Source organism: Streptomyces sp. NPDC046925, assembly GCF_040644915.1.
Taxonomy (GTDB): domain Bacteria; phylum Actinomycetota; class Actinomycetes; order Streptomycetales; family Streptomycetaceae; genus Streptomyces.
The window spans coordinates 701,653-717,553 of record NZ_JBEYWZ010000003.1 but is presented as its reverse complement, the minus strand read 5'-3'; the positions used below and the strand labels follow the sequence as shown (position 1 = coordinate 717,553).

Annotated in this window: 15 protein-coding genes, 1 tRNA gene and 1 pseudogene; 7 read left to right on the top strand and 10 right to left on the bottom strand. The window is 72.0% G+C overall.

Translation table 11 applies throughout. The features are described 5' to 3' along the window. Positions 1-118: 118 nt before the first annotated feature. On the bottom strand, positions 119-1,444 hold the full coding sequence (locus ABZ906_RS16480; RefSeq protein WP_361189529.1) for a hypothetical protein: 1,326 nt from the start codon (positions 1,442-1,444) through the stop codon (positions 119-121). A gap of 452 nt (positions 1,445-1,896) precedes the next feature. Between ABZ906_RS16480 and ABZ906_RS16475 the strand changes: the two genes are divergently transcribed. Then, positions 1,897-1,968, top strand: a tRNA-Val gene (locus ABZ906_RS16475). Between the two features lie 65 nt (positions 1,969-2,033). Here the strand turns inward: ABZ906_RS16475 and ABZ906_RS16470 are convergent. Next, a complete protein-coding gene (locus ABZ906_RS16470) occupies positions 2,034-2,540 on the bottom strand; it encodes a response regulator (RefSeq protein WP_361382541.1) in 507 nt (168 codons plus the stop codon). 380 nt (positions 2,541-2,920) lie between these two features. Between ABZ906_RS16470 and ABZ906_RS16465 the strand changes: the two genes are divergently transcribed. Then, positions 2,921-4,108, top strand: coding sequence for a hypothetical protein (locus ABZ906_RS16465; protein ID WP_361189577.1), 1,188 nt, complete (start codon positions 2,921-2,923; stop codon positions 4,106-4,108). A gap of 315 nt (positions 4,109-4,423) precedes the next feature. Continuing rightward, complete coding sequence (locus ABZ906_RS16460) at positions 4,424-4,717, top strand: DUF4179 domain-containing protein (RefSeq protein WP_361189580.1); 294 nt, start codon at positions 4,424-4,426, stop codon at positions 4,715-4,717. A 23-nt stretch (positions 4,718-4,740) separates the two neighbouring features. On the opposite strand, the gene ABZ906_RS16455 is transcribed toward ABZ906_RS16460, so the two are convergent. Both ABZ906_RS16455 and ABZ906_RS16450 read right to left on the bottom strand, forming a co-directional pair. Then, complete coding sequence (locus ABZ906_RS16455) at positions 4,741-5,031, bottom strand: hypothetical protein (RefSeq protein ID WP_361382538.1); 291 nt, start codon at positions 5,029-5,031, stop codon at positions 4,741-4,743. Between the two features lie 40 nt (positions 5,032-5,071). Then, positions 5,072-5,419 carry a hypothetical protein gene (locus ABZ906_RS16450; protein ID WP_361189583.1) on the bottom strand — a complete coding sequence of 116 codons (348 nt, stop codon included), beginning with the start codon at positions 5,417-5,419 and terminating at the stop codon, positions 5,072-5,074. Positions 5,420-5,677: 258 nt separating this feature from the next. Between ABZ906_RS16450 and ABZ906_RS16445 the strand changes: the two are divergent. Beyond that, a pseudogene (locus tag ABZ906_RS16445) lies at positions 5,678-5,887 on the top strand (DUF2277 domain-containing protein); the annotation flags it as partial. A gap of 132 nt (positions 5,888-6,019) precedes the next feature. Here the strand turns inward: ABZ906_RS16445 and ABZ906_RS16440 are convergent. Continuing rightward, positions 6,020-6,640: a VTT domain-containing protein gene (locus tag ABZ906_RS16440; protein WP_361189587.1), complete on the bottom strand. Its 621-nt coding sequence runs from the start codon at positions 6,638-6,640 to the stop codon at positions 6,020-6,022. Between the two features lie 233 nt (positions 6,641-6,873). On the opposite strand from ABZ906_RS16440, the gene ABZ906_RS16435 reads away from it, so the two are divergent. Continuing rightward, the gene (locus tag ABZ906_RS16435) at positions 6,874-7,479 is read left to right on the top strand and encodes a superoxide dismutase family protein (RefSeq protein WP_361382535.1); all 606 of its coding nucleotides are present in this window, start codon (positions 6,874-6,876) and stop codon (positions 7,477-7,479) included. Between the two features lie 79 nt (positions 7,480-7,558). Here the strand turns inward: ABZ906_RS16435 and ABZ906_RS16430 are convergent, their stop codons facing one another. From ABZ906_RS16430 to ABZ906_RS16415, 4 genes are all read right to left on the bottom strand, one after another. Continuing rightward, entirely contained in the window at positions 7,559-8,008 is a 450-nt protein-coding gene (locus tag ABZ906_RS16430; RefSeq protein WP_361382532.1) for a DoxX family protein, read from the bottom strand. Positions 8,009-8,069: 61 nt separating this feature from the next. Continuing rightward, the gene (locus ABZ906_RS16425) at positions 8,070-10,040 is read right to left on the bottom strand and encodes an FAD/NAD(P)-binding protein (protein WP_361382529.1); all 1,971 of its coding nucleotides are present in this window, start codon (positions 10,038-10,040) and stop codon (positions 8,070-8,072) included. 275 nt (positions 10,041-10,315) lie between these two features. Beyond that, positions 10,316-11,974 (bottom strand): alkaline phosphatase D family protein, encoded by a 1,659-nt coding sequence (locus ABZ906_RS16420; RefSeq protein WP_361382526.1) that lies wholly within the window; start codon positions 11,972-11,974, stop codon positions 10,316-10,318. A 117-nt stretch (positions 11,975-12,091) separates the two neighbouring features. Next, positions 12,092-12,739 carry an HNH endonuclease family protein gene (locus ABZ906_RS16415; protein ID WP_361382523.1) on the bottom strand — a complete coding sequence of 216 codons (648 nt, stop codon included), beginning with the start codon at positions 12,737-12,739 and terminating at the stop codon, positions 12,092-12,094. A gap of 489 nt (positions 12,740-13,228) precedes the next feature. On the opposite strand from ABZ906_RS16415, the gene ABZ906_RS16410 reads away from it, so the two are divergent. Together ABZ906_RS16410 and ABZ906_RS16405 are read left to right on the top strand one after the other, a co-directional pair. Then, positions 13,229-13,807, top strand: a complete 579-nt coding sequence (locus ABZ906_RS16410; RefSeq protein WP_361189600.1) for a TMEM165/GDT1 family protein — start codon at positions 13,229-13,231, stop codon at positions 13,805-13,807. 229 nt (positions 13,808-14,036) lie between these two features. Next, the gene (locus ABZ906_RS16405) at positions 14,037-14,702 is read left to right on the top strand and encodes an HAD-IA family hydrolase (RefSeq protein WP_361382521.1); all 666 of its coding nucleotides are present in this window, start codon (positions 14,037-14,039) and stop codon (positions 14,700-14,702) included. 130 nt (positions 14,703-14,832) lie between these two features. On the opposite strand, the gene ABZ906_RS16400 is transcribed toward ABZ906_RS16405, so the two are convergent. Further along, a complete protein-coding gene (locus tag ABZ906_RS16400; protein WP_361382518.1) occupies positions 14,833-15,825 on the bottom strand; it encodes a peptidoglycan-binding domain-containing protein in 993 nt (330 codons plus the stop codon). Positions 15,826-15,901 lie beyond the last annotated feature (76 nt).

The window sequence follows — 15,901 nt, the reverse complement described above, 5'->3', positions numbered from 1 at the left end:
GACGTCGGCGTACGTACCTCAAGGATCCGCCCCCGGACCGCGGACCGCCAACCAGCGGAACCGGAGCACCGACCACCGGAACCCCGGCCGGCCGCCCCGCAGGCCCATTGCCGCGCTCCTAGGCCCCCTGTCCCCGCTCCTCCCGGATCCGGGAGACCACACCCGCCACCGTCTGCCGGACGGCTTCGGTCTCGGTCAGGAAGTGCCAGTAGTCAGGGTGGCGGCCTTCCAGGGAGGACACCGCGCGGTCCAGGCGGGCCACGGACTCGTCCAGCGGGCGTGCGTGCCGCTGCTCCGGTGTCTGGCGCCCCGCCATGGCCAGGCGCTGGGCGTCCCGGATCGCGAAGCGGGTGCGCTCGATCTCCTGCTGGGGGTCCTTCGACACCGCGTTGAGCCGCTGGAGCCGGTCGCCCGCGGCCGATACCGCCTCGTCCGTCGAGTTCAGCAGGGCACGGACCGTCGAGAGCAGCGATGTGGCGTCCGGCCAGCGCTGTTCCTCGCGCGCCTGCCGGGCTTCCCTGAGCTTGGCCTCGGCCTGCCGTACGTTCTCCGCGGCCTGGTCGGGGACGTGCTGCAGGTCCTGCCAGCAGGCGACGGTGAAGCGCCGCCGCAACTCGCTGAGGATCGGATCGACCTGGCCGCTGCGGGTGGTGAGGGCCTGCGCGCGGGTGCGCAGCGAGACCAGCCGGCGGTCTGTCTCGGCGGCCCGCTCGGGCAGCCGCTCGGCCTCGGCGCGGACGGCTTCGGCGTCCCGCAGGACGCGGTCGGCGCGCTGCAGCGTCTCCGGCACGCCGTGCTGTCCCGCGCCCTGATTGAGCTTGGTCAGCTCCGGGCCGAGGGCGGCGAGGCGCGCGGCGAGGTCGTCGGCCTTGAGCCCGGCCGCCCGGACGGCGTCGAGGGCGTTCGTGGCGGCCAGGAGGGTCTGCCGGGCGCGCTCGACGGCGGGGGCGAGCCGGGCGAGCTGTGTCTCCGCCTTGTCGAGCAGCGGGCCGAGGCCCTGCTGGAACCGCTCCAGGTCGCCCCTGGCCTTGTCCAGCTCGCCCTTGGCCTGCGTCAGCTCCGTGCGGGCGCGGGCGGCGACGGAGGCTTCCAGGTCGTCGCGGTCGAGGTCGTGCGCGTCCACCGCGCTGATGTACTGATGGCTGACCTCGTCGATCCGGCGCCCGATGGCCTCGAAGTCGGAGACGGCCCGCTGCGCGGCGGGCGTCGAGTCCACGGCGACGATGGTCTCGATGGAGATCCGCAGGTCCCGCTGGGCGGTGTCCAGTTCGTAGAAGGCGGCGGCCGCCGCGTCCTTGGCGGCCTGGGCGTCGGCCCGCATGCTCTCCCCGCGCCCGCCGAACCACCGCCGGGTGCCGCCGCCCGCGAAGGCGGCGGGCAGGGCGAGGGCGAGGAGGGGGAGCGGCAGGAGGGCGAGCGCCACGGCGTCGCGGAGGGGGGACACAGGGCGCCGCGGGCCGCGACGGTCCCGACGACCCCGGCGGTGACGTTGCTGGTCCTGCTGGTCTTGCTGTTCTTGCCGTTCGTGCTGTTTCCGCTGGCCCGGACCGTCTTCCGGGAGAGATCGCGGCCGCACGCTCCCGCAGCCACGTACATCCTCATCCGGTACCAGCACCACTGACTCGCCCGACGTATCCGGTGTGTACGGCTGCGAAGGTGTCGCCGTCACTATCCCTCTCCCGTGCTGTCATCCGCCCTGCCCGGTGTCACATTCTCCCACCGGTTAATGACGAACACACGGGCCGGTTAGTTCGCGCCGCGCACCGCGACTTTGCCGTCTTCGCTGCGGGCGGACACGCGGGGCAGGCCGGCGGCCCGGCGCGCGGGCTCCCGGGCACCCCCCATACGGGTTTGCGGGGCGGGGCCACCGGCAAGGTAGGCTGTCGAAATATTCCGGGGCGCGTAGCTCAGTGGTAGAGCGCTGCCCTTACAAGGCAGATGTCGGCGGTTCGAAACCGTCCGCGCCCACCCTGGACAAGTGGCAGGTGAGAGCCTGCTTTTGACCCCTCGGCCGTGCTCGGCCGGGGGGCTTTTTACGATTCAATCCGAGGTTCGGGTGAGCTCTGTGCCTCGGAGTGGCTGTTGTTGGTCGATTCGACGGCTCCGTCCTTCACCAGGGCCCGGAGTTCCTCGATTTCCAGCTGCATCAATTTCAGCTGCCGGTGGGTTTCGAAGAGATAGCGGACCTTGGTGCGCAGGGTGAGCGGGTCGATGGGCTTGAGGGCGACGTCGGCCACGCCGAGCAGGAAGGCCTTGGCCGCCACCTCCCGGCTCACGTCGAAACCGGTCAGCAGGACGATGGGGATGGAACGGGTCTGGTCCAGACGGCGCACATAGTGCACGACGTCTAATCCGCTCACGCCCGGCATGCGGACGTCCAGGAGGATCAGCCCGACGTTGCCCCGCAGGACCACTCGGAGGGCGTCGTCGCCGTTGGTCGCGCTCACCAGCGGGTAGCCGAGAGGGGCCAGTGCGCTCTCCAGCGCGAACAGGGTGTCCCTGTGGTCGTCGACGACGAGGATCACGTAGTTGGTCGACATGGACTTGACCCCCTCTCCCGGTAACCACGCTATGCCGAAGCCGAGTTGCAGTATCCGTTTGTCACCACACGGGCGCTACCCAACTGCATGACGGCAGTCCCGGGCGGAACAGCGGAAGCCTCCCTTCCACCCGTGCGGGCGGTTCCGCTTGCGCGAGGCCGTGCTCCTGCCCCCTCGGCGGCGCGGGTCGCGCCGCCTCCGGATCCCGGCGGACGCGGCGCCGGGCTCCGCACTCGCCCCACCAGTTCACATGCGTCCCGGGGCGCCCCGGGACGTACCGCCGGACGGCTCCTCCGGTGGCGGGGTGGAAGAAGCGTGCATAGAACGGGAGACACGCTCACGTGCGGGGTGAGGAAGCCCCGCTGAAATGGAGAAAGAAAATGGCCGCTGAGTCATTCTCTGCCGCGGGGGACATATCCGGGAACGGCGAACCTCTGGTGACGACGTCGGTTCACTGGGGCACCGCGCAACTCGGCGCCCCGCCCCGCCACCAGCCCGCGCCCTGGCAGCAGCCGGTCGACCACGAAGCCCCCGGCGTCCCCGACGACGTCTCCGGCGACGTTCCTCCGGAGCGGACCCCACCCGCGGACGACGACGGACCGCCGCGCCAGAAGACGCCGGACGTCGACGACGATGCCGTCGACGAGCTGATCCGGGTCGCCGTGGTGTCCAGGCCACTGGACGACGTAGTCGACCTCGTCACCCTCCTGGAGCAGTCACCCGAAGGCATGCCGACCGCCGCCTCCGTACTCCGTCTGGCCTGCGTGGCCCGCTCCGTCGACGACGTCACCAAATTGGTGGACCTCCTCGGCCCGCCGGAGCACCCCGCCGAGCACATGGACGAGGCCATCCGGCACGCCGCCGAAGAACGGCCGATTCCCGAGGTGAGCCGTCTGGTTCACCTGCTGTCCCGCCCGCCGCACGATCCGCACAGCGGGGCCGAGGCGGTGCACGCCGCGGGCACGACCAGGTCCGTCGAGGACCTGATGCAGCTGATCGGCAGGCTGAGCGACCGCAAGGACGCCGACAGCACCGAGGCCATGGCCCCGGCACAGGGCCAGGCGCCGGCCCCGGGCCAGGCCCCGGCGGCGCCGACCAAGCCGCCCGTCGCGGCCGCGGCCCCGTCGTCCGCTCCGGACACCGCGGCCGCGCAGCCGCAGGGCAGGACGGCCCTGGTGTGGCTGCGTCGCGCGGCAGGCGTACTGCTGCTGCTCTGCGCGGCGGCCCACTTCCCGCTGAACTGGTCCGACGCGTCCACCTTCGGACTCACCGCCGCGTTCTGCGTCTTCGGCGTCTGCGTCCTCGCGGGCCTGGCCCTGTGCTTCAGCGGGTCGCCGATCGTGGCGGTGGCGGCCACCTTGGTGGCAGGTGTGCTGACCGTCAGCCATTTGGTGGGCGACCGGGTCGACTCCACGACGCTCGCCTACGTGCTGCGCCCCGACGGGGTGTCTGCGCCGCTCCCGGCCCTCTCGGCGGCGGCAGCGACGCTGGCCGCGCTGCTGGTCGTGGCGCTCACGGTCGCCGGCCTCCGGGCCGCGGCCAACCGGCGCCCCGTACAGGGCGGCTGAGCCTCCGGGCGGCGAGCACGGACCGGGTGGCCCGGCGGGAGCACTGCTCCTGCCGGGCCACCCGGCGTCTGTGGATCGACGGGGACGCGGCGGGGGCGCGGCGGGGGCTCGACGAGGACTCGGCGGGGGCTCGACGGGGGACTAGGCGGGGGGACGCGGCAGGGGCCCGTGAAATCGATCGGGTGGTCGGCCAGAACCTCGGGGATCGCCCGGCAGTTGTGGCATCCGGACAGGGTCATGAGTGTCCGACCTGCGGACGCTCCGGGCGCACGACCGTCGTGCCGCTCCCGGGCCCTGCCGGAAGGGACACGTCTCGTGAAGATCGCCAAGGCTGCCGCAGGCCTCGTCGGTATCGGCCTCGCTCTGGGGGCCGTGTCGCCCGCCTTCGCCCTGCCGCAGCCGTCGGCCGGCGGGGACCCGCAGGTGCTCGACCCCGTCACGGCGACGACGCACGACCTGCAGGAGACTCTCGGCGGGCTCGACGTCGACGAGCAGAGCGGCGAGCTGAAGGCGGACAACCCCACGGCTCCCACGGCCGTGGTCGACGACGCGGCGCAGAGCGCGGTCCCGATGCTCGGAGGCCTTGCCGCCGGGTCGCCGACCGGCTGACCCGTCCGGGCGCGGGGGCCCGCTCAGTTGCCCGAATGGGGGTGTGTCCGGCGGTACCTGCGGTCCCAGCGCTCCTGGCGTTCCTTGCGGATGCGGTAGTCGCGGTAGGTCTTGGGGAAGCCGCCGCCTCCGCCGCCACCCCCGCCGCCTCCGGCGCTCGAGCCCGGGCTGCTGCCGCTGCTCCGTTTCGAGCCCGCGCGGTCGTACTGCTGGATCATGAAGTAGAGGAGTACCGCCGCCGCCAGCCACATGAGGGGCTGGCTGAAACCAAGGCCGACCAGTACAAGGAGCAGGACGACCAGCCATACATTCATGGCCACACCTCCTCGGCGTAGCTGGAGTCAACGCCCGCTGTCACTCGGTGTCAATGGCTTTCTCGTGCGTGTGTTTGAGCCGTGCGCGGGCCGTCACGGCGTCCGGACCGGACACCTGAGCCCAGAAGCGGTGGCAGGTGACGAAAACCGCCAACTCCCGCTCCCGTGAGCGGAGTTTTTCCACCTCCGCTTGTTCGTCGGGCGTCCAGCCGGGCGAAGCCGGGCGCTCCACCTTTCGCCAGCCGTGGTCGTCGCTGAAGCCCTCCAGGGGCGTGACGGACCAGGGGAGCCGCTTGAGCAGGGCCAGGAGTTCGGCCCGGACCTGGTGCAGTTCCTCCTGACCCGCGAGGAGGTCGTCAGGGAAGTCGTATGCAGGGGTTTCAGGCACCCGCTAATGGTACTCCTGTTCGATTTTCGAGTGCGAGGGTCGCCACGCATGATGTAGGACAACTTCGGGGCGCCCGAGGGCTCCAGAGGGCTGCCGGTGACGAGTGGGGGCTCGCGGGGGCGCTCGCGGGCGCGTCTGCTTGCCGGCCACGCCCGGACGCGACGGTGTTCCGCTTACGTCCCCGGCGGGACGGCTTCCCGCGCACGGCCCGGGCGCGACGACTTCCCGCCCGCGCCCCCGACGCGGCAAGCTGGAGGCATGTGCCGCAGCATCAAGACGCTCCGTCCGCCAGCCATCCCCGAGGACGCCACCGAGGAGGAGATTCGGGCCGCCGCGCTCCAGTACGTGCGCAAGGTCTCCGGGTTCCGCGCCCCGGCCGCGCACAACCGCGAGGTCTTCGACCGCGCCGTGGACGCGATCGCCGAAGCCACCGCCGAACTGCTCGCCGGGATCGAGGTGCGCGGGGCCAGGTCGCGGCCCGCCGAACAGACGGCCGAAGAAGGCCGGGAGGGTCTGGAGGGCCGGGAGGGCCGGGAAGGTCGAGAGGAACGAGAGGCCCGAGAAGCCCCGGCCGCGTAAGCCCTCCCGGACCAGGCCGGTCTAGGCCGCCGCCGCCCGCGGCCGCCGCACCAGGAACGCCGCCCCCGCGCCCGCCGCGAAGAGCGCGAGCAGCGAGACGCCCGTGGCCAGCCAGGACGCGCCCAGCCACTGCCCGCCGAAGTAACCGAGCGCGACGCTGTAGCCCGCCCATGCCACGCCCGCGAGCGCCGACCAGGGCAGGAACTCGCGCACCTTGCGATGTGCCGCGCCCGCCGCGAGCGAGACGATCGAGCGGCCCGCGGGGGCGAAGCGTGCGATGACGACGAGGATGCCGCCGCCCCGGGAGAGCGCCGTGCCGAGTCGTTCCTGCGCGGTGGTCAGACGCCGCGAACGGGCGATGGCGCGGTCCAGGCGCTCGCCGCCGCGCAGGGCGAGGCGGTAGACGGCCATGTCGCCCAGGACCGATGCGGTGGCCGCGCAGAGCAGCAGGAGCAGGATGTCCGGGACCTCGTGCGGAACGGCCCCCGCGCCCGCCGTGCCCGCCGCGGCGGCAGCCGTGGCCGCCGTGATGACGAGAACGCCGCTCGGCAGCACCGGAACGACGATGTCGAGCAGTACGGAAACCGCTACCGCCACGTAGATCCATGGGCTGCTGGTCAGTGCGCCCAGAGTCTCAAGCACCGAAATTCCCCGTAACTCCCCCGTCGACGGCTTGGCTGCCGCGACGTCGTGGGGGAGCGGCAGGGGCGGCTTGGTGACAGCTGTACAGCGTACGCCGCGCTCCCCGTCGGAGATTCATGGGGGGCTCATATGTTCGCTACATCACGTTCACCCGGCTGCCGCTCCCGGCAGGGCGTACGGGGCCGATGTCCCGTAGCAACTAAGTCCAGGGGCAGTACGGAAGGAGCGGGACGATGGTGGCAGGAATGCTGGCCGGGGCCGTGGCCACGGCGGTGCTTGCGGCGGGCGCGGGCGTATCAGGTGCAGGTGCAGGAGCAGGTACCGGAGCGGGTGCGGGTGGCGGCGTGGCGGGTGACGCGACGCCCGGTTACTGGATGCGGGTCGGGGCGCGGTTCGCGCCGCCCACGGCCCTGCTGCCCTCGTCGGCGATCACGTACGACCAGAAGCTCGTCCCCGCCGGTTCCTCGATCGAGGTCGAGCAGCGCGGCGGGCCGGGTGGCATGGAGGTCAGGCTCCGGGTCAAGGGGCTGAAACCGGGCCACGCGTACGGCGCGCACGTGCACCAGAAGCCGTGCGGCGCCGACCCCGAAGCGGCCGGAGGGCACTATCAGCACCGCAAGGACCCCCACCAGCCCTCGAAGGACCCGGCCTACGTCAACCCGGAGAACGAGGTCTGGCTGGACTTCACGCCGGGCCCGGACGGCTCGGGCGGGGCTCAGGCCCGCCACGGCTGGGAGTTCCGCAGGGGCGCCGCCGGATCCGTCGTGGTGCACCACGAGCCGGGTGGCGCGGGGGACCGGGTGGCGTGCTTCACGGTGCCGTTCGCGCCCGTCGGCTGACGGGTCACCGGAACGTGACGGCGCCCCCTCCTCCGTGTGCGTACGGGGGAGGGGGCGCCGTCACATGGGCGGGTGCGCGTCAGGCGGCCACCGGAGTCCGCTCCGACTCCGCCTTCGCCCCGCTCTCGCCGCGCGAGGCGAAGAGGCGGTCTATGCCGAGCGCGCCCGAGCCGGTGAAGACGAGCAGGAGCATGGTCCAGCAGAAGATCGCGGAGGCCTCTCCGCCGTTCTGCATCGGCCACAGGGCCTCCGGCTGGTGCACCTTGAAGTAGGCGTACGCCATCGAGCCCGACGAGATGAACGCCGCGGCGCGGGTGCCGAGACCGAGCGCGACGAGACCGCCGCCGACCAGCTGGATGACGGCGGCGTACCAGCCGGGCCAGGTGCCCGCGTCGACCGTGCCGCCGCCCGCGGCGCCGCCGAGCACGCCGAAGAGCGAGGCGGCGCCGTGGCAGGCGAAGAGCAGGCCGATGACGATGCGGAACAGCCCGAGGGCGTAGGGCTGGGCGCTGTTGAGACGTCCAGTCATGGTGGGGGACTCCTTCGGTTTTGGGGACGGTAACCGAGCGGAGGCCCAAGGTTAGGGGAACCTAATCAATGCTTGCAAGTTCAACATCTGGCCATTCGGCGGATTCCACTTCGGCCGCGGAGGGGGCCGCTCCTGCCGCGCGGGGGATCTCCGCGGCTCCCGCCGCCGCCCGCAGCACGGCCCGCGCCACGGCGTCCGCGTCCGACAGGGTCACCGAATCGACGCCTGGCCTGGCCCCCGCCGCCGTCACCCAGTGCACACCCTCCGTAGGCACCCCGAACGCGAACCTCCTTGCGTGGGAACGACCTTGACGGTTGATCAGGTGGTAGGGGCGTGGTGTGACGTCGAGGCCTCCGGTTTCGTAGCCGTCGACGACGTGGGCGCGGCACTGGCCCGCCGCGAGGAGACGGCCGAGCAGTTCGTCCGCCGTGCGCCGCACGTCTGGCTCGGGGAGCCGGGCCTCGATGACTGTGGTGACGGACACAGCCGACCCCGGTACGTCGGGCGAGTGCGCGAGGAACGTCCCGTCCGCGGTGGGCCGCACGTCGAGCCGCGGGCCGACCACCTCGACGACGCCCGCCTCGACGAGGGCCGTCATCTCCTCGATACGGCGCCGGGGCGGGCCGATGGAGAGGAAGGCGTTGAGCGGCGTGTACCAGCGGTCCAGGTGCTCGCGGCGGGAGACTCCGGCCAGGCCGCCGTGGTCGAGGATCAGGCGCAGTTCGTTGCGCAGGTCGCGCAGCACGTCCAGGGCGGACTTCAGGGGGCTGGCGACATTGCCGAGCGCGGCCTGCGCGGTGTCCTCGCGCAGATACGCGAGCAGCCAGGCGCGGAAGTCACCGGGGGAGCGGAAAGTATGGCCGAAGTGTGGCTGTGCAAGGCGGTCCCAGGACCATCGCGCGGCCTCAGGGATCCCGAACTCGTCCAGCAGCAGGGCCTCTTGAGCGCTGCGGTGTGCCGCCGAGAGGAAGGCGTCCCGGAAGTCCGCGGCCCGCCCGGCGGGCCGGACGAGGGCCGTGTAGTAGACCGTCTCGACCTCCTTAGCGACCAGCGGCCATATCTCGTCGAGGAAGTCCGGTGCGTCACCGCTGTCCGCGCGCTTGCGGAAGCGGGCTATGACGTCGGGGGTGAGGACCAGCGGCAGGTGCCGCCCGTACGGGCCCTTCGCGTTGTCGCCGCGCGCCTGGTACGGGATGCCGCGCCGCGAACCCGCGTACAGCTTCGGCTCCTGTCCCGACGGGCGATAGCGCAGGCCGCCCCCCGGAGCCGGCGTGAAGCGTCCGCCGCGGCCCTCGGTCAGGAGCGCCATGTGGTCGAAGAAGTTCAGGCCGAGCCCGCGCAGCAGGACGCGCTCGCCGGGGGCGACGGCGGACAGGTCGACATCGGCGGGGTTGGCCGGCGGTATGTGGCGCAGGCCGTGCCGTGCGGCGTGCGCGGCGAAGCGCTCCTGCCCCTCGTCGCTCACCACGGGCAGATGGCCCTGCGCGAGGACGACGGCGCTGAGGCCGGGGAGCTCACGGCCGTCGTCGAGTACGAGGCGCTGGGCGCCGTCGTCCGTGCCGTCCTCGGAGTCGAGGCGCACGGCGCGCGCCGCGTGCACCTCGACCCGGATCGTTCCGGGGGCGCCGCGCAGGGTCTCGGCGAAGACCCACTCCAGATAGCGGCCGTAGCAGGCGCGCGTGGGGTAGTCGTCGGGGCCGAGCCCCGGCGCGTGCCCGGCGGCCGCCCACGCGTACAGGCTCGGTCCGGGCCGGATCGGGCCCGCGCAGTCGACGCTCTCGTCGGTGAAGAGGGTCACCTGCGAGGCGACCGTGTTCATGAGCAGCTCGCCCGGCTGGGCGGTCCGCCAGACGCGTCCCGGACCCGGCGGCGAGGGATCGACGACGTGGACCGTCAGCCGCGCCCCCGGTGGCAGGAGTTCGGTCGCCGAGGCGCAGAGGCGTTCCAGGACACTCGTGCCGCGGGGTCCCGCGCCGACGACGGCGACAGCGATGTCACGTCCCGGTACGGCCGCTGCGGATGGTGCGGACAAAGGCGTGGCTCCCGGGCATCGAGGGGGCGGTGGGGGGAGTGGGGCTGTGGAAGCTGTAGGGGCTGTGAGGACTGCGAGGGACTGGGGGGGCGTTGGAAGCGGACGGTCCGCCTCATCATGCCGCCGGAAGCCCCGCAGGCGAACCCCGGATCGGAGGTTCGCCTGACGGGTGTGGCCTGTGTCACGTCAGTGCCGTGGCGCGCCGGTCGCCGATGCGGGGCAATGCGAATCAAAGGGACGCGAAAGGGGGTTAAGGGAGTACAGGGAGTGCGGGCTCACGAAAGCCGCGACTCCTGCGTCGTCGCGAGGCGCACTCCCGCGCCCTTCACCGTCTGCGCCTGATCCAGCCGCACCTGTGCCGAACGGCCCCGCAACGTCAGCGTCATGAGCTGGTTGCCGAACCAAGGGCCACCCGTTTTGCGCCAGTTGATGGCGGCTCGCGTGATCCGTCCGTGTCGCACGAAGCGGCGGCCGAGAGCCCGGCCCGCCTTGCTCCAGCCGAAGTGGAACCCCAGCTTTATCGACGCGGGGATGGAGTTGTGGACGGGGGAGCACGTCAGCTGAAGGACACGGGCGTCGGGGCCGCCGCCGCCCGGCCAGGTCGGCTCGGCGATGTACGCGTGATGGACGTCGCCGGAGAGCACGCACACCGTCGCCGGTGCGCCCTCCCCCGTGCCCGCCTCGGCGATCAGGGAGGTCAGCGCGTCGAAGGACGCGGGGAACGCCGCCCAGTGCTCCAGGTCCGAGCGCCTGCGCAGGTTCTCGCCGAAGCGGGCCCAGCGCGCGCCCCGTTCACCGCGGCACAGCGCGGCGTTCCAGCCCTCGGCGTCATGGATGAGGTGCGGCAGGAGCCAGGGCAGCGACGTACCGATCAGAAGGTGATCGCAGCCGCCTTCCCCGCCCGCGCCGTCCAGGGCCTGCTCGCGCAGCCAGCGCGCCTCGTCCGGGTCGATCATGGCGCGGTTCTGCTCGTCCAGGACGCGCGCGGCCCGGGTGTCGACCATGAGCAGGCGTACGCGGCCGAAGTCCCGGCGGTAGCTCCACCGGGTCGCCGCGGGGTCGGCGTCCGAGGCGGCGGCGAAGGCGCGCAGGTCGTCCGTGCCGTCGGGCGTCGCGCACAGCGAGGCGTACAGCTCGTCGCGCTCCAGTTCGGCGGGCGGCAGATTGCCGATGTGCTGATAGACCCAGTACGACATCAGGCCGCTCAGCACGCGCTCGCGCCACCAGGGCGTCTCGCGCATCTCGGCGAGCCAGGCGGCGCTGGTGTTCCAATCGTCGATCACGTCGTGATCATCGAAGATCATGCAGCTGGGCACGGTGGAGAGCAGCCAGCGCACTTCGGGGTCGAGCCACGATTCGTAGTAGAGGTGGGTGTACTCCTCGTAGTCCGCGACCTGGTCGCCCGGCGGGTCGTTCAGGTTCCGCCGCGCCGCGAGCCAGCGGCGCGTCGCCTCCGACGTGTTGTCCGCGTACACCTGGTCGCCCAGGAGGAGCAGGACGTCCGGGCGGTCGGCATCGGTACCGCCCGCTATCCGCGCGGCAAGGGTGTCCAGGGCGTCGGGCCCCACGGGGTCGTGCTCCCCGCTCGGCGGGGCCGCCCAGCGGCAGGATCCGAAGGTGACGCGCAGTGTCTCGTCCTCCCCCTCGCCCGGCGTGCGGATGGTGCTCGGTGGGAAGGGCGAGTCCGGCAGCGGCCACACGGGGACGCCGCCGTCGCCGAGCCGCACCTCGTACGCGGTCTCCGTGCCCGGGTTCAGGCCCGTGACCGGGATGAGCGCGTAGTGGTGACCCGCTATCTGGAATGTGTCGGCCGTGCCCTTGGCGCCGTCCGCGCACCGCACTTCGGCGGTGCAGGGGCGGTCGGTCTCGACCCAGACCGTCGCCGACGAACCGTCGACGTACCTCAGCAGCGGACCCAGGCGCAGCCGTGCCACGATGATCACTCTCCTCCGTCGCCCCGTACGGTACGGAACGACGGAGGTCCGTGGCGAGGTTCCGGGGATTCCCGCCGGTTACAGGCCGGTGACCTCGCTGCTTGCGGAGGGGTGAGCTCAGCAGCCGTTGAGGATCGAGGACAGCTTGCTCTTCTCCTCCGGGTTCACCGTGAGCTTGTAGTGGTGCTTCACGTCCACCCACATCCGCGCGTACATGCAGTGGTACGAGGCGGTGGGCGGCAGCCATTCGGCCGGGTCCTTGTCGCCCTTGGCCTGGTTGACGTTGTCGGTCACGGCGATCAGCTGCGGGCGGGTCAGGTCGTTGGCGAAACCTTCCCTCTGGGTGTTGGTCCAGCTGCTCGCGCCGGACTTCCAGGCCTCGGAGAGCGGGACAACGTGGTCGATGTCGACGTCGCCCGACGCGGTCCAGGTGCCGCCGTCGTAGGGGGACTTCCAGGTGCCGGACGTGGCGGCGCAGCTGGAGTCCTGCTCGACGTTCGTGCCGTCGCGCTTGAGGACGACCTCGCGGGTGTTGCAGGCGCCGGACTGGGTGCTCCAGTGCGGGAACTTCTCGCGGCTGTAGCCGTCGGAGGAGCCCTCGGCCTTCTCCGTGAGGTCGCCCAGGTAGGTGCGGGCGGTGGCGGCGGAGACCGGGGCCGGGGGAGCGGCCTGGGCGGGGGCGCCGGTGAGGAGGGCCGCCCCGGAGGCGAGGGCGGTCAGGGCGGTGAGAGTGACGAGGCGTCGACGCGCGTAGACAGCGGACATACGAACTCCCTTGATGTGGGGGGATGTTGGCCGTTGGGGCGGCCATGCTGACGCGGCGGGGTTTCCTGTGGATGTGCGTCAGGTGACAGGGTCGCGTCAAACAGGTGGTCAGTTCAAGAGTTCTGGCGCCGTGTCATGTCCGCTCACCTGTAAGGGAGTTGCCGAAAGCGTGTCCGAAGGGCGTGGAGTGTGGCCCGCGTCACTTTTCCGGGGGGTCGAAAGGCCCTGGTCCGGGCGGTGCGGACGTCCCGTACGATGGATGGCGCAGAAGGGGAGTAGCTCTTCGCCGGACCGTCGACATACTGCTCAGCTCGTCTGAGCCGGCGCCCGGAGGCAGGTCCCGTCATCGACGTGACCGGCCAGCGAGACCTTCGGCAAGCAGTGCCCGACGTACACGACCGTGTGCGTCCGTGTGTGCTGCCGTGCCGAGGTGTCGTACGTGATGTACAGATTGCTCTCGGTGGGGCAGCCCCGACCGATTGAGGAACCTTGATCAGCATCAGCGTGATGGCGCTCGTCTTCGGCGTCGTCTTCCTTGCCGAACTCCCGGACAAGACAGCGCTGGCCGGGCTCGTCCTCGGGACGCGCTACCGCGCTTCGTACGTCTTCGTCGGGGTCGCCGCCGCCTTCGTCGTCCATGTCGTGCTCGCCGTCGCGGCGGGCAGCGTGCTCACCCTCCTGCCGCAGCAACTCCTGCACGCGATCACCGGCGTCCTCTTCCTCGGCGGCGCGGCGATGCTGCTCCTGAAGGGCGGCGACGAGGAGGAAGAGGTCCGCGAGCCCAAGGACCAGAGCTTCTGGAAGGTCTCCGGCGCCGGATTCATGCTGATCCTGGTCGCGGAGTTCGGTGACCTGACGCAGATCATGACCGCGAACCTGGCCGCGCGCTACGACGACCCGCTCTCCGTGGGTCTTGGCGCGGTGCTCGCGCTGTGGGCGGTCGCCGGGCTCGGGATCGTCGGCGGAAAGGCGCTGATGAAGCGCGTGCCGCTCTCGCTCATCACCAAGATCGCGGCGCTCCTGATGACCGCGCTCGGTGTGTGGAGCCTGTACGAGGCGATTGCCTGAGGCGTCTGGTTCAGTTAGGTGTCTGGGGCATCTAACTGGGGCTCCGTTGTGGGTGTGACCTGCGGTGCTGGCGTCTGGGGGCCTCTTTTTGTACCGTGGGGGAACAAAGTGGCTCCGCCCGTGTTCCCTGACCGGCGGGCGGGGCTGCCTTGATCCTTCCTCCGCATGCCTCCCCATGTCCTCCGCTCATTCCTCCGCGGAGACCCCCTCTGTGCTCTGGAGTACGTCGATGACGGCTGAGACCGCCTCTGTTCTGACCGCCCGGGCCTTGCTCCTGGACATGGACGGAACCCTCGTCAACTCCGACGCCGTGGTCGAGCGCTGCTGGCAGCGCTGGGCCGAGCGGCACGGTCTCGACTTCGACGAGGTCATCAGGGTCGTCCACGGGCGGCAGGGGTACGCGTCGATGGCGGTGCTCCTTCCGGAGCGGCCCATGGAGGAGAACTACGCGGAGAACCGCGAGATGCTGGCCGCCGAGACCGCGGACATGGAGGGCGTCGTCCCGGTGCCGGGTGCCGCGGCCTTCCTGGAGTCCCTCGAAGGGCTTCCGCACGCGCTCGTGACCTCCGCCGACGTGCCGCTCTCCACCGGGCGGATGGCCGCCGCCGGTCTCTCGCTGCCCGCCGTGCGGATCACCGCGGAGAGCGTGGGCGCGAGCAAGCCCGACCCCGAGGGGTTCCTCAAGGGGGCCGCCGAGCTGGGCTTCGACCCCGCCGACTGCATCGCCTTCGAGGACTCCGGCGCCGGGATAGCCGCGGGGCTCGCCGCCGGCATGCAGGTCGTGGGGATCGGGCCCAGGGCCGGGGAGTACGGGCCCACCGTGCACGTCCCCGACCTGACGCAGGTGCGGGTCACGGCCACCGGGGACGGGACGCTTCGGCTTACGTTCGGCTGAGGCTCGCGACTCACGGTTCACGGTTCACGGCTCACGCATCGGGCGCCCGGCACCTTCACGGTGCCGGGCGCCTTTGCCTTGCCGGGCGCCTTTGCCTTGCCGTCGGGAGGGGGCGCGGGACGCTGGGCGGCTACCGCCGCGGCCCGTGCCGTCGTGGCTCCGACGTCTCCGCCTCGAGCGACGCCCGCGTCTCCGCCCCGTAGACCCCCGGGTCGTCCTTCCGCATGCCGCGGGCGAACTGGTAGCGCGCCACCGCGTCCGCGACCCCGGCGTCGTAGCTGCCGTCCGTGTCGTCCATGTAGAGGTACAGCTGTCGCAGGCGGTACTGCAGCTCCTCGACCTCCGGGCCCCTGTCGCCCTGGCTCAGGGCGGTGTCCTGCGCTGCCGCGTCCGACTTCGCCGACTCCGTCGCCCGCGCCGTCGAACGGCTCGGCGGCCGGGTGGGCCTCTCCTCGGCCGACGCGCTGCGTGACGGCGACGGGGACGGGCTCGCCGTGGGTGACGTGGACGGGTCCGCGGACGGGGACGCGGGCGTGGAGGGCGGCGGCGTGGAAACCGTCGCCGACTCCGTGCCGGCGCCGGACGGGGCGTTCACCGCGCGCGTGGGCACCTCCGGCAGCGCGCGGTCGTCCCGCTGCGGCTTGTCCGGCGGCAACAGCACCGCGGCGAGCACCGCGACGGTGATGACGGCCACCGCGCCCACGCCCGCGTACAGGCCGACACGGGCGCGCCGCGGCTCCGGTTCCTCGTCGTACGGCGGCGGGGGCGGGGACAGGCGCGGATCGCCCTCCCGTGCGCCGCCCGCCGCGAACAGCCCCACATCCGCCGACCGCGGCGGCACGGCCGCCGTCTCCGGTGGCAGAACGTGCGCGGCGGCCGCCGCGGGCTCGGGCTCGGCCTCTTCCGTGCTGCCGGGCTCCGGCAGCGTCACGTACGGACGGATGCGCAGCGGATCGAAGTCCTCCGCCGCGGCGGCATCCGCCGACCTCGTCTCCCGTGCCGCGTCCGCGGCCCGCTCCGTACAGCCGCAGACGGGCGCGCTGCCCCGCTCGCGCGAAGTACCGCACTGCGGGCACCGCGGGCCGTCATCGGCGCCGCTCGGACGTATGTCGTCGCTGTTCACTCTTTCGTACCCCACCCCTAGAGAACTCCAGCGATTATGCAGATCCCGGCTTCAACAGGCCATAACGGGTCGCACG

Excerpts from the sequence above, each read along its gene's own strand:
- ABZ906_RS16470 (WP_361382541.1), bottom strand. The coding sequence starts at position 2,540 with ATGTCGACCAACTACGTGATCCTCGTCGTCGACGACCACAGGGACACC.
- ABZ906_RS16465 (WP_361189577.1), top strand. The coding sequence starts at position 2,921 with ATGGCCGCTGAGTCATTCTCTGCCGCGGGGGACATATCCGGGAACGGC.
- ABZ906_RS16455 (WP_361382538.1), bottom strand. The coding sequence starts at position 5,031 with ATGAATGTATGGCTGGTCGTCCTGCTCCTTGTACTGGTCGGCCTTGGT.
- ABZ906_RS16435 (WP_361382535.1), top strand. The coding sequence starts at position 6,874 with ATGGTGGCAGGAATGCTGGCCGGGGCCGTGGCCACGGCGGTGCTTGCG.
- ABZ906_RS16430 (WP_361382532.1), bottom strand. The coding sequence starts at position 8,008 with ATGACTGGACGTCTCAACAGCGCCCAGCCCTACGCCCTCGGGCTGTTC.
- ABZ906_RS16415 (WP_361382523.1), bottom strand. The coding sequence starts at position 12,739 with ATGTCCGCTGTCTACGCGCGTCGACGCCTCGTCACTCTCACCGCCCTG.
- ABZ906_RS16405 (WP_361382521.1), top strand. The coding sequence starts at position 14,037 with ATGACGGCTGAGACCGCCTCTGTTCTGACCGCCCGGGCCTTGCTCCTG.